10 protein-coding genes are annotated in these 15,485 nt (G+C 60.5%); 7 read left to right on the forward strand and 3 right to left on the reverse strand.

The window, feature by feature from the left end:
• The first annotated feature begins 483 nt into the window (after nt 1-483).
• From BLR25_RS18790 to glmS, 5 genes are all read left to right on the forward strand, one after another.
• Nucleotides 484-5,166: a glutamate synthase-related protein gene (locus BLR25_RS18790; protein WP_091940034.1), complete on the forward strand. Its 4,683-nt coding sequence runs from the start codon at nt 484-486 to the stop codon at nt 5,164-5,166.
• Nucleotides 5,167-6,633, forward strand: coding sequence for a glutamate synthase subunit beta (locus BLR25_RS18795; protein WP_091939987.1), 1,467 nt, complete (start codon nt 5,167-5,169; stop codon nt 6,631-6,633).
• A 112-nt stretch (nt 6,634-6,745) separates the two neighbouring features.
• Complete coding sequence (locus tag BLR25_RS18800) at nt 6,746-7,486, forward strand: helix-turn-helix domain-containing protein (RefSeq protein WP_091939989.1); 741 nt, start codon at nt 6,746-6,748, stop codon at nt 7,484-7,486.
• Nucleotides 7,487-7,561: 75 nt separating this feature from the next.
• Entirely contained in the window at nt 7,562-8,914 is a 1,353-nt protein-coding gene (glmU, locus tag BLR25_RS18805) for a bifunctional UDP-N-acetylglucosamine diphosphorylase/glucosamine-1-phosphate N-acetyltransferase GlmU (protein ID WP_091939991.1), read from the forward strand.
• Nucleotides 8,915-8,970: 56 nt separating this feature from the next.
• Nucleotides 8,971-10,800 (forward strand): glutamine--fructose-6-phosphate transaminase (isomerizing), encoded by a 1,830-nt coding sequence (glmS, locus tag BLR25_RS18810; RefSeq protein WP_091939993.1) that lies wholly within the window; start codon nt 8,971-8,973, stop codon nt 10,798-10,800.
• Nucleotides 10,801-11,059: 259 nt separating this feature from the next.
• Here the strand turns inward: glmS and hflX are convergent, their stop codons facing one another.
• The 3 genes from hflX to BLR25_RS18825 all read right to left on the reverse strand — a co-directional run bounded on the left by hflX (nt 11,060) and on the right by BLR25_RS18825 (nt 14,521).
• The gene (gene hflX / locus BLR25_RS18815) at nt 11,060-12,406 is read right to left on the reverse strand and encodes a GTPase HflX (protein WP_091939994.1); all 1,347 of its coding nucleotides are present in this window, start codon (nt 12,404-12,406) and stop codon (nt 11,060-11,062) included.
• Between the two features lie 190 nt (nt 12,407-12,596).
• Entirely contained in the window at nt 12,597-14,024 is a 1,428-nt protein-coding gene (gene dbpA / locus BLR25_RS18820; RefSeq protein ID WP_091939996.1) for an ATP-dependent RNA helicase DbpA, read from the reverse strand.
• A gap of 5 nt (nt 14,025-14,029) precedes the next feature.
• Complete coding sequence (locus tag BLR25_RS18825) at nt 14,030-14,521, reverse strand: hypothetical protein (protein ID WP_091939998.1); 492 nt, start codon at nt 14,519-14,521, stop codon at nt 14,030-14,032.
• 339 nt (nt 14,522-14,860) lie between these two features.
• Here BLR25_RS18825 and BLR25_RS18830 point away from each other — a divergent pair, with 339 nt between their 5' ends.
• Both BLR25_RS18830 and infA read left to right on the forward strand, forming a co-directional pair.
• On the forward strand, nt 14,861-15,064 hold the full coding sequence (locus tag BLR25_RS18830; RefSeq protein ID WP_091940000.1) for a cold-shock protein: 204 nt from the start codon (nt 14,861-14,863) through the stop codon (nt 15,062-15,064).
• A gap of 93 nt (nt 15,065-15,157) precedes the next feature.
• Nucleotides 15,158-15,418: a translation initiation factor IF-1 gene (gene infA / locus BLR25_RS18835; RefSeq protein WP_091940036.1), complete on the forward strand. Its 261-nt coding sequence runs from the start codon at nt 15,158-15,160 to the stop codon at nt 15,416-15,418.
• The last annotated feature ends 67 nt before the right edge of the window (nt 15,419-15,485 follow it).

Below are 15,485 nucleotides of genomic sequence, written 5' to 3' on the forward strand. Positions count from 1 at the left end.
ATTGATTCATGCTTGTTGAAAAGATCGATCCGCATTGTGCAAACCAATTTCATTGTAAAAAAACGCAACAAAAAAACCGCCTCGAAACCTGCTCAGAACGCAATGTGGCTGGCAAAAGCGCACCGAACGCCTGTCTCCCTTGTCCCCCGCGATGGAAAAGGCGCATTGTCGTGGCGGTAGTCCTATTGTGGAAAACCGATATTAGCATGCTCCTCGGCGGGAGAAAAAGCGTAAGCAAAGGGATTCATTGAGGATTTCCCCTTTGCTTGTATGGTGGCACCAAAATGGTGCATGTATGACACTGTTTTGGTGCGCAATTGCTTGATTTCAAAGGGTGTGAACGGTTGGTCTGAGCGATTTTTTGTTATAGAATCAAAGACCGCCTTTCGGGCGACAGAGAAAGCTGGCCTCGTGCCAGCTTTTTTTGCCGATGGGTGTTTTCTCTAGGTGTCATCATCGATCCATGTTTATGAGGACTTGAGCGTGAAGGATTCGGCGTTACCAGAGCTGCAAGGCTTGTACGACCCCGTAAATGAACATGACGCTTGCGGCGTCGGTTTTGTGGCGCATATTAAGGGCGACAAAAGCCATTCGATCATTGAACAGGGGCTGCTGATCCTGAAAAATCTGGATCACCGCGGCGCCGTTGGAGCGGATCCCCTGATGGGAGACGGCGCCGGCATCCTGGTTCAGATTCCCGACCAGTTCTTCCGGGACGAGATGGCCAAGCAGGGCGTGGTCCTGCCGCGGGCCGGCGATTACGGCATCGGCATGGTCTTCCTGCCGAAGGAAAACGCTTCCCGCCTGGCGTGTCAGGAGGAAATCGAACGTGCCGTTCGGGCCGAAGGTCAGGTGGTGCTCGGCTGGCGGGATGTTCCCGTCAATCGTGATATGCCGATGTCGCCGAATGTCCGGGTGCGCGAGCCGATCATGCGCCAGATCTTCATCGGACGCGGTGCCGATGTCATGGTGACCGACCAGCTCGAACGCAAGCTCTACATCATCCGCCGCCGTGCCGCCAACGCGATTCGCGCACTGGGCCTGGAGCACAGCAAGGAGTTCTACCAACCCTCGATGTCGGCGCGGACGATCGTCTACAAGGGCTTGCTGCTGGCCGATCAGGTCGGCGAGTACTACCTCGACCTGCAGGACGAGCGCTTTGTCTCGGCGCTGGCGTTGGTGCACCAGCGCTTCTCGACCAACACCTTCCCCGACTGGCGCTTGGCCCACCCCTTCCGCATGATTGCGCACAACGGGGAAATCAATACCTTGCGCGGCAACTACAACTGGATGCGCGCGCGCGAAAAGGGAACCTGGTCACCGCTACTGGGTCCGGACCTCGAAAAGATCTGGCCGCTGATCTACCCGAACCAATCCGATTCGGCGTCGTTCGACAACGCGCTTGAACTTCTGGTGATGGGCGGCTATACGGTGGCGCATGCGATGATGATGCTGATTCCGGAAGCCTGGGAATCGCACACGCTGATGGACGAAAAGCGTCGCGCCTTCTACGAGTACCACGCGGCGATGATGGAGCCGTGGGACGGCCCGGCCGCCGTGGCCTTCACCGACGGGCGCCAGATCGGCGCGACGCTCGACCGCAACGGTTTGCGGCCGGCGCGCTATCTCGTCACCAACGATGACATGGTGGTGATGTCCTCGGAAGCCGGCGTGCTGCCGATTCCGGAGGAAAAGATCGTCAAGAAGTGGCGCCTGCAACCTGGCAAGATGTTCCTGATCGATCTCGATCAGGGGCGGATCATCGACGACCTCGAGATCAAGGATTCGTTGTCGCGACAGAAGCCTTATCAGGACTGGGTCGCACGCATCAACATCAAGCTCGACAGCCTGCAGGAACCGGAAAATGCAGGGGCGCCGCAGACGCCCGAAAGCCTGCTCGATCGCCAGCAAGCCTTCGGCTACACGCAGGAAGACATCAAGTTCATTCTCGAGCCGATGGCCAAGTCGGGCGAGGAAGCGACCGGGTCGATGGGCAATGATTCGCCGATGGCGGTGCTCTCGGCGAAGAACAAGCTGCTCTATAACTACTTCCGGCAGCTCTTCGCGCAGGTGACGAACCCGCCGATCGACCCGATCCGCGAGCAACTGGTCATGTCGCTCGTGTCGTTCATCGGGCCGAAGCCGAACCTGCTCGGCATCAACGAAATCAACCCGCCGTATCGTCTCGAAGTGACCCAGCCGGTGCTGACCTTCGGCGATATCGCCAAGTTGCGCAGCATCGATGCCTATACCGATGGCAAGTTCCATTCGGCCGAGCTCGATATCTGCTATCCGCTCGCCTGGGGCAAGGAAGGCGTCGAGGCCCGCCTGGCGTCGCTGTGCGCCGAAGCCGAAGACGCGGTGCATCGCGGCTGCAGCATCCTGATCGTTTCGGATCGCAAGCTCAACAAGGATAACGTCGCGATTCCCGCGTTGCTGGCCACCTCGGCGGTGCATCAGCACTTGGTGACGCAGGGCTTGCGGACGCGCGTCGGTCTCGTTGTCGAAACCGGTTCGGCGCGCGAAGTGCACCACTTCGCCGTGCTGGCGGGCTACGGTGCCGAAGCCGTGCATCCGTACCTCGCGCTGGAAATCCTCAAGACGATGGGCGGCGCCGACGGCGACAAGTACGTCAAGCATTTCGTCAAGGGCATCGGCAAGGGTTTGCTCAAGGTCATGTCGAAGATGGGCATCTCGACCTACATGTCCTACACCGGCGCGCAGATCTTCGAGGCCATCGGCCTGCAGAAGAAGATGGTGGACAAGTACTTCACCGGCACGTCGTCGCAGGTCGAGGGCATCGACGTATTCAACGTGATGGAAGAAGCCATTCGCGTGCATAAGCAGGCGTTCGGCAACGATCCGGTGCTCGCCAACATGCTCGAGGCGGGCGGAGACTATGCCTTCCGCATGCGCGGTGAAGAGCATATGTGGACGCCGGATGCCATCGCCAAGCTGCAGCATTCGACCCGTTCGGGCAAGTACGACACCTACAAGGAATACGCCAAGGTCATCAACGACCAGAGCAAGCGCCACATGACGCTGCGCGGCCTGTTCGAGATCAAGTCGGCGGGGCCGGCGGTGCCGCTCGAGGAAGTCGAATCGGCCAAGGACATCGTCAAGCGCTTTGCCACCGGTGCGATGTCGCTCGGCTCGATCTCGACCGAGGCGCACAGCACCCTGGCGATCGCCATGAACCGGATCGGCGGCAAGTCGAACACCGGCGAAGGCGGCGAGGATCCGGCCCGCTTCAAGAAGGTCAAGGACGGCCAGATGCTGTCCGACGTCGTCGGCAAGAGCCGCATCGAGCGCGATCTCGAACTCAAGGCGGGCGACAGCCTGCGTTCGGCGATCAAGCAGGTCGCCTCCGGACGTTTCGGCGTGACGGTCGAGTACCTGGCCAACAGCGACCAGATCCAGATCAAGATGGCGCAGGGCGCGAAGCCGGGTGAAGGCGGTCAGTTGCCGGGTCACAAGGTGTCCGAATACATCGGCTTCCTGCGCCATTCGGTGCCGGGCGTCGGTCTGATTTCGCCGCCGCCGCACCACGACATCTACTCGATCGAGGATTTGGCGCAGCTGATTCACGACCTGAAGAACGCCAACCCGAATGCCTCGATCAGCGTCAAGCTGGTTTCCGAGGTTGGCGTTGGCACGGTTGCCGCCGGTGTCACCAAGGCGAAGGCCGACCATGTCGTCATCGCCGGTCATGACGGTGGCACGGGCGCCAGCCCGCTGTCGTCGATCAAGCATGCCGGTTCGCCGTGGGAACTGGGTCTATCGGAGACGCAGCAGACACTGGTGCTCAACCATCTGCGCGGTCGTGTCCGTGTCCAGGTTGACGGACAGATCAAGACCGGTCGCGACGTGCTGATCGGCGCGTTGCTGGGCGCCGATGAATTCGGCTTCGCGACGGCGCCGTTGGTCGTCAGCGGTTGCATCATGATGCGCAAGTGTCATTTGAATACCTGCCCGGTCGGCGTGGCGACGCAGGATCCGGTCTTGCGTCGCAAGTTCACCGGCCAGCCCGAGCACGTCGTCAATTTCTTCTTCTTCATTGCCGAGGAAGTGCGCGAATTGATGGCCCAGATGGGTATCCGCCGCTTCGACGAACTGATCGGCCGTTCCGATCTGCTCGACATGAAGAAGGGCGTTGCCCACTGGAAGGCCCAAGGTCTCGATTACAGCCGCATCTTCCATGCGCCGGCACGGACGGCGGGCGAACCGCTTTCCCATTGCGAGACGCAGGATCATGGACTCGCCAAGGCGCTCGACAACAAGCTGATCGAATTGGCCAAACCGGCGCTCGACAAGGGCAAGGCGGTTCGCGTCGAACTGCCGATCGTGAACTCCAACCGCACGGTCGGTGCCATGCTGTCCGGTCGGGTCGCTGCCAAGTACGGGCATGCCGGCCTTCCGGACGACACCATCCATCTGACCTTCAATGGGTCGGCGGGACAGAGTTTCGGTGCATTCCTGGCCAACGGCGTCATGGTCGATCTCGTCGGCGAAGCCAACGACTATGTCGGCAAGGGCCTTTCCGGCGGACGCATCGTCGTTCGGCCGAATCCCGACTTTGCCGGCGATCCGGCCAAGAACATCATCATCGGCAACACTGTGCTCTACGGTGCGACCGAGGGTGAGGCCTTCTTTGCCGGTGTTGCGGGCGAACGCTTCGCCGTGCGCAATTCCGGGGCGACGGCGGTGGTCGAAGGCGTCGGCGATCATGGTTGCGAATACATGACCGGCGGTACGGTGGTCGTGCTCGGCATGACCGGCCGGAACTTCGCGGCCGGGATGTCCGGTGGCGTGGCTTATGTCTATGACGCCGAGGGCAGCTTCGAATCGCGCTGCAACATGGCGCAGGTCGCGCTGGAGCCGGTCGAGGACGAAATCGCTGCACGCAAGGGCAGCGGCGTCGGCGACGAACTCGAGAGCCATGGCAAGGTCGATGTCCGCCACCTTGGACTCGCCGACGAAGTGCTGCTCAAGGGCCTGATCGAGAAACATGCCAAATACACGGGCAGTCTGCGTGCACGCGGTATTCTCGACGACTGGTCTAACAGTCGGGCGCGCTTCGTCAAGGTCATGCCGCATGAATATCGTCGGGCGCTGACGGAAATGGCGGCGCAGAAATCGGAAAAATTGCAACAGGAGGCTGTATAAATGGGAAAGCCGACCGGCTTCATGGAAAATCCGCGTCTCTCCGAGGCTTATGAGCCTGCTGAAGCGCGCTTGAAGCACTATCGTGAGTTTGTGGCCACGCTCAATGACGAGCAGGCCAGCGTTCAAGGGTCGCGCTGCATGGACTGCGGCATTCCCTTTTGCCACAACGGTTGTCCGGTCAATAACGTCATTCCGGACTGGAATGACCTCGTTTACCGTAACAACTGGCAGCGTGCGCTTGAGGTTCTGCATTCGACCAACAACTTTCCCGACTTTACCGGCCGCATCTGTCCGGCGCCGTGTGAAGCCGCCTGTACGCTCAATATCAACAACGAGGCTGTCGGTATCAAGTCGATCGAGCATGCCATCATCGACAAGGGATGGCAGATGGGTTGGGTCGTGCCGCAGGTGCCGAAGGTCAAGACCGGCAAGAAGGTCGCTGTGGTCGGTTCCGGCCCGTCGGGCCTGGCTGCCGCGCAGCAGTTGGCGCGTGCCGGCCATGATGTGACGGTGTTCGAGAAGAACGACCGTCCGGGCGGGCTCGTCGGTTACGGTATTCCCGACTTCAAGCTCGACAAGTCGCTGATCGAGCGGCGTGTCAAGCAGATGCAGGCCGAAGGTGTCGTTTTCCGCACCAAGGTGCTGGTCGCTTGCAAGGACGTGCCGGCCGGCATCAACTGCGATGCGACCGAGTTTGTCAGCGCCGACGACCTCAAGCGCGACTTCGATGCTGTCGTACTGGCCGCCGGTTCGGAAGTGCCGCGTGATCTGCCGATTCCCGGGCGCGAACTCAAGGGGGTGTATGCCGCCCTGGAGTTCCTGATTCCCCAGAACAAGCAGGTGGCGACGACCAAGACAAACCCGATCAGCGCCAAAGGCAAGCATGTAATCGTCATCGGTGGCGGCGATACCGGGTCGGACTGTGTCGGTACGAGCTACCGTCATGGTGCCGCGTCGGTGACGCAGTTCGAGGTGATGCCGTGTCCGCCGGATCAGGAGAACAAGCCGCTGACGTGGCCGTACTGGCCGCTCAAGCTGCGGACCTCGACCTCGCATCTCGAAGGCAGCACGCAGCGCGTGTTCTCGGTCCTGACCAAGGAATTCGTCGGTGAAAACGGGCAGCTCAAGTCGCTCAACACCGTTGAAGTCGAGTGGAAGGGCGGGAAAATGGTCGAAGTCCCGGGGTCGGAGAAGACCTATCAGGCCGACCTCGTCTTCCTGGCCATGGGCTTCCTCGGTCCCGTCGGCGGCCTGCTGGACGCATTCGGCGTCGAAAAGGATGCGCGTGGCAACGCCAAGGCGACCACCGACGGCGAAGGCTGTTATGCGACCAGCGTCGCCAAGGTGTTCGCGGCTGGCGACGTCCGCCGCGGTCAATCGCTGGTGGTTTGGGCCATCCGCGAGGGACGCCAGTGCGCGCGCGAGGTCGATGCCTTCCTGATGGGGACGACGACGCTGCCGCGTTAATGCACCTGTCGTTAAACGGAACCCCGTTCCGGCGCTGCCGGAGCGGGGTTTTTTACTTCTGCTTCGGCGACAGCTATGGCATAGTAGCGGCTGATTTGATCAGGGAGGGGCGATGAATCCCGAGTTGCAGAGATCGTTGCAGGTCAGTGTGCTGCCCGGTTCGCTTGACGGTTACATGCTGGTCATTCTGGTGATCATGGTTGTCGCCGGTATCGTCGGCGGCGTGGCGAATTTCTATCTTAGCGAGCGACAGGGCGAGGCGGCACGTCGCGATCTCGGCAAGTACCTCACGCTTGGGGTGACTGCTGCGCTGACCGTTCCCTTGTTTCTGAACATGATTTCGAGCAATCTGCTCGAAGCGGCGAGAACGCGACCGGTCGACTTTTTCGTTTTTGCCGGGTTCTGTCTCATCTACGTCGTTTCCTCGCGGCGCCTCTTCGAAAATGTCGCCAACCGCCTGCGTTTCCAGATGGACCAGATGAAGCGCGAAATGGTCGAGATCAAGGAACAGCGCCAGGAACCGCTGGCATTCCCGGTGGCACGCGAAGAAAACGCGGCGCCGGCCGAATCGTCAGCGGGGCGTGCCGCCGAAAATGGCAAGGAAGCGCTTGCCTATAACGACATCGAGATCCTGCGGGCGCTGGCCGAGGATAACTATGTCTTTGGCAATCTCGCCGGTTTGACGGAAAAGACCGGTCTGGCGCGCGAGCAAGTGAGCACGCGACTGACGGTGCTCAAGAATCTCGGCATCATCGAAACGCGCATCAATGACAAGGGCGTGCTGCATTGGTATGTGTCGCCGAAGGGCAAGCAGATGCTCGGAGAAATCCTTTCGGGGCAGGACGACCGCTAAGCGGAATCGTCATGCTGTGGTCATCAAGGCCGGCTGGCGACAGTCCGGTCTTTTAATTTTGAAGAAATACGTGCAATGAATATCGTCATATTGGCGGCAGGGCAGGGAAAGCGCATGCATTCCAACCTGCCCAAGGTGCTCCATCCCATCGCCGGCAAGGCGCTTGTCTCGCATGTGATCGAAACCGCGCGCAGCCTGTCGCCGCAGAAACTCTGCGTTGTCTATGGCCACGGCGGCGAAATTGTCCGTAATGCGTTGGCCGCCCCCGATCTTGCCTGGGCCTTGCAGGAACCGCAGTTGGGAACCGGGCATGCCGTGCAGCAGGCGCTGCCGCATCTCGATCGGCAGGGGACGACGTTGGTGCTCTATGGTGACGTGCCGCTGACCTCGGTCGAGACCTTGCGGCGGCTGTTGCATGCGGCCGAGAATGCGCTGGCCGTGCTGACGGTCGAACTCGAGGATCCGACCGGGTACGGACGCATCGTGCGCAATGCGGCGGGACAAGTCGTCCGCATCGTCGAGCAAAAGGATGCGACGAGCGAGGAGCGGGCGATTCGCGAGATCAATACCGGCATCATGGCAATGCCGACGGCACGTCTCGACGACTGGCTGGGGCGCCTGTCGAACAACAACGCACAGCGCGAATACTACCTGACCGACATCGTCGGCATGGCCGTGGCCGAGGGCTTGCCGGTATGCACCGCGCATCCGCAGCATGAGTGGGAGGTGCTGGGGGTCAACAGCAAGGTTCAATTGGCCGAACTCGAACGCATCCACCAGCGGTGCACGGCCGATCGCCTGATGGAGCACGGCGTGCGACTCGCCGATCCGGCGCGTCTCGACGTGCGCGGCGAACTGGTATGCGGGCGCGACGTGTTCATCGACGTCAATTGCGTCTTCGAGGGGCGCGTCGAACTTGGTGATGCGGTGAGCATTGGTCCGAACTGTGTCATCAAGCAGGCGAAGATCGGCGCGGGGGCGCGAATCGCGGCGTTCACCCATGTCGAGGACGCGGTGGTCGGTCCGGATGGGCAGATCGGTCCCTATGCGCGCTTGCGGCCTGGCACCGAATTGGCCGAGGATGTGCATGTCGGCAATTTCGTCGAAATCAAGAAGAGCACGGTTGCGGCGCATTCGAAAGCCAACCATCTGGCGTATATCGGCGATGCGACGATTGGTCGCAACGTCAATGTCGGTGCCGGCACGATCACCTGCAATTATGACGGTGCCAATAAGCACCGGACGATCATCGAAGATGATGCTTTCATTGGCTCGGATACGCAGTTGGTTGCGCCGGTGACGGTCGGGAAAGGGGCGACGCTGGGCGCCGGGACGACCTTGACCAAGGACGCTCCCGACGGTGCGCTTGTCATCACGCGCGCCAAGCAGACGGCGATCGAGGGCTGGAAGCGCCCGACCAAGAAGTGAGCGGACATATCCCGGACCTCGTATTCATTTTTCATTTTTCCGCAGTGGGCTGAATTATGTGTGGCATTGTTGCAGCGGTCGCCGATCGCAATATCGTTCCCGTCCTTCTTGAGGGACTTCGCCGTCTCGAATACCGTGGCTACGATTCGGCCGGGCTGGCGCTGATCGACGGCGACGGTTTGAAGCGCCTGCGTTCGGTCGGACGCGTTGCCGAGTTGACGGCACAGGCGGAAAGCACCGCCGCACAGGGCGGCTCCGGCATTGCCCACACGCGCTGGGCGACGCATGGCGTACCCTGCGAGCGGAATGCGCACCCGCATATTTCCGGTGGATTGGCGGTGGTTCACAACGGCATCATCGAGAATCATGAAAGCCTGCGCGCTCGACTCAAGACCGAAGGTTATGAATTCACCTCCGATACCGACACCGAAGTCGTCGCGCATCTGGTGGCCTCGGAACTCAAGAAGACCCCGGAGTTTTTCACGGCGGTGCGCTCGGCGATTTCACAGTTGCAGGGCGCCTATGCGCTCGCCATTCTGCGTGAGAGCGAGCCGGAACGCATCATCGTCGCCCGCGAAGGCTCTCCCTTGCTGCTCGGCGTCGCCGAAGACGGCAATTACGCGGCGTCCGACGCTTCGGCGCTGTTGCAGGTGACCCGGCGTATCGTTTATCTGGAGAACGGCGATTGTGCCGAGATCACGCGCAACAGTGTGCGGGTGACGCGTGTCGATGGAACGCCGGTGATGCGTCCGGAATGCGAATCGCATCTTTCCGCCGACGCGGTCGAGCTCGGCCAATATCGCCATTACATGCAGAAGGAAATCTTCGAGCAGCCCGTGGCATTGGCCAATACGCTCGAAATGCTCGGCACGGCGCGCAGCATTCAGCCGGGGCTGTTCGGTGCGAAAACCGAGGAGTTGCTCAGCGATGTGCGCCAGGTGCTGATCGTGGCCTGCGGCACGAGTTATCACGCCGGTCTCGTCGCGCGTTACTGGCTCGAAGGAATTGCCGGGGTGCCATGCAATGTCGAGGTGGCGAGCGAATACCGTTATCGCGACTCGGTATCGGACCCGCAAACACTGGTCGTGACGCTGTCGCAATCAGGCGAGACGGCCGATACGCTGGCGGCATTGCAGCATGCCAAGTCGCTTGGCATGACGCGGACCTTATGCATCTGTAATGTGCCGGAGTCGTCGCTGGTGCGCGAGAACGCCTTGCGCTTCATCACACGGGCGGGGCCGGAAATCGGCGTCGCGTCGACCAAGGCGTTTACCACGCAACTGGCGGCGCTGTATCTGCTGACGCTGATCTTCGCCAAACTCCGCGGCAGACTTAGCCCCGAGGTCGAGGCTGCCGAGTTGCAGGCCTTGCGGCATTTGCCGGTCGCGGTCGGCAAGGTGCTGGCGCTCGAGCCGGCGATCCAGACCTGGTCGGAAGACTTCGCGATGAAGCAGGACGCCTTGTTCCTCGGCCGGGGGCGCCATTATCCGATCGCGCTCGAAGGCGCGCTCAAGCTCAAGGAAATCACGTACATCCATGCCGAGGCCTATCCGGCCGGCGAGCTGAAGCACGGCCCGCTGGCGCTCGTCGATAAGGATATGCCGGTCATTGCCGTGGCGCCGAACGACGCCTTGCTCGAAAAGCTGAAATCGAACCTGCAGGAAGTGCGTGCGCGTGGCGGCGAGTTGTATGTGTTTGCCGATGCGGACAGTGAAATGCCGGCTTCGGAGGGCGTGCATGTGATGCGCCTGCCCGAGCACTACGGGCAGTTGTCGGCCCTGCTGCATGTCATCCCGCTGCAGTTGCTTGCGTATCATGTGGCGCTGGTGCGCGGTACCGATGTCGATAAGCCGCGCAACCTGGCGAAGTCAGTGACGGTGGAATAATTCCTTCGGCATCGCTGGGTCAGAAGGCATAGCGTTGGTCGGATCCGAATAGCGTTGCTCGAGCAAATGGAAAATGGCCGGAGAATTCCCCGGCCATTTTTTTTCCGCGCATTGGTCTTTGCGGCTGCTGGCGGGATGTGCCCGGTCCGGCAGGAATCCACCGCTTATCCGACATACATCCGCACAGACTGGCGTGGCGCGGCTCCGAAAACGTGGTTTGCCATTATCCGAATGGAGCGCACACGGCGCGCCTTGTCTTCTATGACGCCTGGGAGAATTTCTCACGCAGGCTTTCCAGCGTGTCGTGCTCGCCACGGACGCGGAAAATGGCCCCCTCGACGACGGCGCTCTCTTCCAGCACTTCGCAACTGGCATAAAGCTCCCCGCGCAGTTGCTGCGCCGACCACGGGAGAAGAAGTTCGGTTTCGACGAGATCCTTCTGGAAATAGCGCACGATCGTCTTGCGCAGTCGTGCGACATCCTCCGGCCGGCGAGCGCTCATTACTATGCAATCAGGGTATATTCCCTTGAGCATCGCTTCGCGTTCGAGTTGCGCGGCATCGTCACCGACACAGTCGATCTTGTTGAAAACGAGAAGGCGTGGCACTGCGCTGGCACCGATTTCGTCCAGCACTTTGTCGGTCACCGCCAGCTGACGTTCAAACCCGGCATCGCTGGCGTCGACGACGTGAAGCAAGAGCGATGCGTCCAGCGCTTCTTCCAGCGTGGATTTGAAGGAAGCCACCAGTTCGTGCGGCAGGTTCTTGATGAAGCCGACGGTATCGCTGACGAGTACACGCGGAACGCTCTCCGGTTGAAGCGTGCGCACGGTCGTATCGAGCGTGGCGAAGAGCTTGTTGGCCACCAGCACTTCGCTTCCGGTGAGCGCACGCATGAGCGTCGATTTGCCGGCGTTCGTGTAACCGACGAGGGCGGTGCATGCCAGGCCCTGACGTTCCTGTCGTCGTGAGCGCTGGATTTTTCGCTCGGCATCCATCGCGATGATCTCCTGCTGGAGTTCGGCAATCCGGTCGCGAATCTTGCGGCGGTCCAGTTCCGTATGCGATTCACCCGCCCCACGGCCGCCCATGCCGCTGCGCTGTCGTCCTTGCGGTCCGGCCAGCTTCGCCGCTTCGCGCAGGCGCGGGGCCATATAGCCGAGACGGGCAATTTCCACCTGCGCTCTCGCGGCGCGGGATCGGGCGTTGCGATGAAAAATCTCAAGGATGACCATGGTGCGATCCATCACCTCGCAGCCGATCTCAATCTCCAGGTTTCGGGCTTGCGAAGGCGAGATCTCGTGGTCCACGAGGATGGCGTCGATGACGACATCCCCGCTGTGATCCTCCGCCATCTCGATGTCATCATCCCCGGTTTCGTTGTTCACGAAACGGCGTATTTCCTCGCGCTTGCCGGTGCCCATGTAGGCGGTCGTATCGAATCCCGGGCGCTTTTGCGTGAAGGTGTGGACAACCTTGAACCCCAGTGTTTTCGCCAGATCGCGCAGCTCGGCGAGGGAGGCTTCGAATTCCGTGTCGTTCACCGTCGGTCGTTGAACGGCAGCAACCACGGCATACCTGGGATTTTCGTTAGCGTTTGCCTGCATTCGGAGAGGACTTTCTGTGATGAGATGGTTTGGCGACTTTGGCGGATCGCCGCCAGAGATGTTGGGGGTAAAGGGAATTCACGCGACGCGGTCTGATGCCATCGGCTCCCGATGCCGAGGACAATGTCGCGGCAAGCAACCGGGGCATTTGCCGTGCAGGTACCGTGTCACGGACACCTTCGACGCCCCCTCAATTTTCCAGTGCCCGCACTTTGACACTTTTGCCCTTGACCTTGCCGGTGGCGAGCTTGCGCACCGCTTCGCCGGCGAGTTCACGTGCCACGGCGACGTAGGTGCTTTGGTCCGTCACGGTGATCTTGCCGACCTGTTCGCGGGTAAACGTGCGCGTTCCGGGCGCTTCTGCCGTCAAGGCGCCGAGGACGTCGCCCGGGCGGATCTTCTCCTTGCGACCGCCGAGAATCTGAAGCGTGACCATGGGCGGACGGAAAGCCTCATCGTTGCCGCTTTGCAGTGAGCCCAGTGTATGCCATTCGGGTTGCGTGCCGGTCATGCGGGCGATGGTATCGACGCGGCGCCGGTCGCGCGGGCTACAGAGGCTGAATGCCCAGCCGTCCTCGTCGGCGCGGCCGGTCCGGCCGATACGGTGCACGTAGATTTCCGGATCGGGCGTCACGTCGACGTTGATGACCGCTTCCAGTCGGTCGATGTCCAGACCGCGGGCGGCAACGTCGGTCGCCACCAGCACCGAACAACTGCGATTGGCAAACTGGATCAGCACCTGATCGCGTTCGCGTTGCTCCAGATCGCCATTCAGGGTCAGCGCGTGAAAGCCGCTGGCATGCAGTACGTCGAGCAAGTCGCGGCACTGCTGCTTGGTGTTGCAGAATGCCAATGTGCTGATCGGTCGATAATGCTTGAGCAACACCGTCACGGCCTGCAAGCGTTCTTCGTGTTTGACTTCGTAGAACCGCTGGCGGATTTTGCTGCCCTCATGCTGTTCCAGCAATTTCACTTCCTGCGGGTGACGCAGGAATTGCTTTGCCAGTCGCTCGATGCCTTCGGGATAGGTCGCGGAGAAGAGCAGGGTCTGGCGCTTGGGCGGGCAGTGCTCGGCGACATACACGATGTCGTCAAAAAAGCCCATGTCGAGCATGCGGTCAGCCTCATCGAGCACCAGTGTGTTGAGCGCATCGAGGCGCAAGCTGCCGCGCTCCAGGTGGTCCATGAGGCGTCCCGGTGTGCCGACGACGATATGCGCACCGTGTTCGAGGCTGCCGCGTTGCGGACCGATCGGAGTGCCTCCGCACAGCGACAGTACCTTGATGTTGTCTTCGAAACACGCCAGCCGACGGATCTCCTGCGTCACCTGCTCGGCCAGTTCGCGCGTCGGGCAAAGCACCATGGCCTGCACGGCAAAGCGGCGCGGGTTGAGATTGGTCAGCAACGTAATGGCGAAAGCCGCCGTCTTGCCGCTACCGGTCTTGGCCTGCGCGATCAGGTCATGTCCGCCCAAGGAGATCGGCAGGCTGGCCGCCTGGATCGGCGTCATCGTCCGGTATTCGAGTTGCTCCAGCGCGGCACGCAAACCGGGCGACAGCGAGAGTGTGTCGAAGGAATGTGTTTCGGTGGCGGCGAGGGACGCAGAGGTTTCGGTCATGTCGGTCAGTTCTTGTGTCGATTTGCGGGGAGTGGCTTGCGCTGGCGTTGGCCGGGGCGCGCTTTCTTGTTCTCGGCGGAGGGTTTGGGAGCCAACAGGGTGTTGTTGCCTGCACTCTTGGACGAAGCGCGATGGCCGAGAATGGCGGCGCTGACTTCCTTGGCAGAGAGCAGAATCGGCGGGTGCTCAGCCGTGGCTTCGTAGAGCGCCAGTTTTTCCTTGATGCTGGCGATTCGACGTGAGGTATTGCTGGTTCCCGAGGGATTGACCATGATCTTCTGGGCCTCCGCTGTCAGCGTAAACCCGTCATCCAGCGCGCAGATCAGGCCCGCCCTGGATAAGCGGGAGAAGCTTTCGATCAGCTGCACATTGGCAGGAATGATGCTCTGGACGACCTCGGCCGCTGCGACAATCTCGCCGAGCTGGGCTGGCCGCCGCTTTGAAGAAAGCGCCAACGCGAGTAACAGAAGAACATCAATATCGTGAATGGGGCGCATCGGGAACCTTTGGCATTTTGGGAAAGAACGGCTGAAGGGGGCGAGTGTACTGGATTGGGGGGCGCGGATTCATTTTCATTTTCGGGACGTGCTGCAACTCCTCTGCGCGATATGATTTTGTTAATTTTCGGCGACTGTTACACAAGCACCGCAAAACTGTCCTTGCTATTGCGGGGGATAGCGCGCATAGTCCGCCCCGCGTTCCTCAAGTGTTGTTTGTGTTGTTTGTCGGTTTTCCCGCCCGCTATTCTTCGGCGCAATTCCTCCAAGTACCTTGCTTTCTTGACTTTCGCTCTTTTCAGGGGAGTTTCCCTGCATTTTTCATTGGAGTTTCAAGATATGGCAACCGGTACGGTCAAGTGGTTCAACGATGCCAAAGGCTTTGGATTTGTCACCCCCGATCAGGGCGGTGAGGATCTTTTCGTTCATTTTTCGGCGGTTCAGGGCAACGGTTTCAAGACCCTTGCAGAAGGCCAGCAAGTTCGCTTCGAAGTGACCCGCGGCCCGAAAGGCCAACAGGCCAGCAACGTCACACCCGTTTGATGACAGATCATTCTGGTCGGGTTTTCAGGTCCCGGCCGCCAAAAAGGCCTGGCATAGCCCAGGCTTTTTTTTATCCGTTGAATGGAGAGCAAAATGGCAAAGGAAGAATTGTTGGAGATGTTAGGTGTCGTGTCGGAAGTCATGCCGGATTCGCGTTTTCTCGTGACACTTGAAAACGGCCACAACCTGGTTGCTTATACGGCGGGAAAGATGCGCAAGCACTTTATCCGCATCATTGCGGGCGACAAGGTGACGGTTGAAATTTCTCCCTATGACTTGAGCAAGGGAAGAATCAACTTTCGGCACCTGGAAAATCGCGGCCAGGCGCCTCGTCCCCCCCGTCGTCGCAGCTAAAAAAATAGTCAGTTGCGTCATGACTCAACCAGAACGGTCCTTCATCGTTCTGGCGGAGTCGATGACA

It is taken from the genome of Propionivibrio dicarboxylicus (assembly GCF_900099695.1).
GTDB classification, from domain to species: Bacteria; Pseudomonadota; Gammaproteobacteria; order Burkholderiales; family Rhodocyclaceae; genus Propionivibrio; species Propionivibrio dicarboxylicus.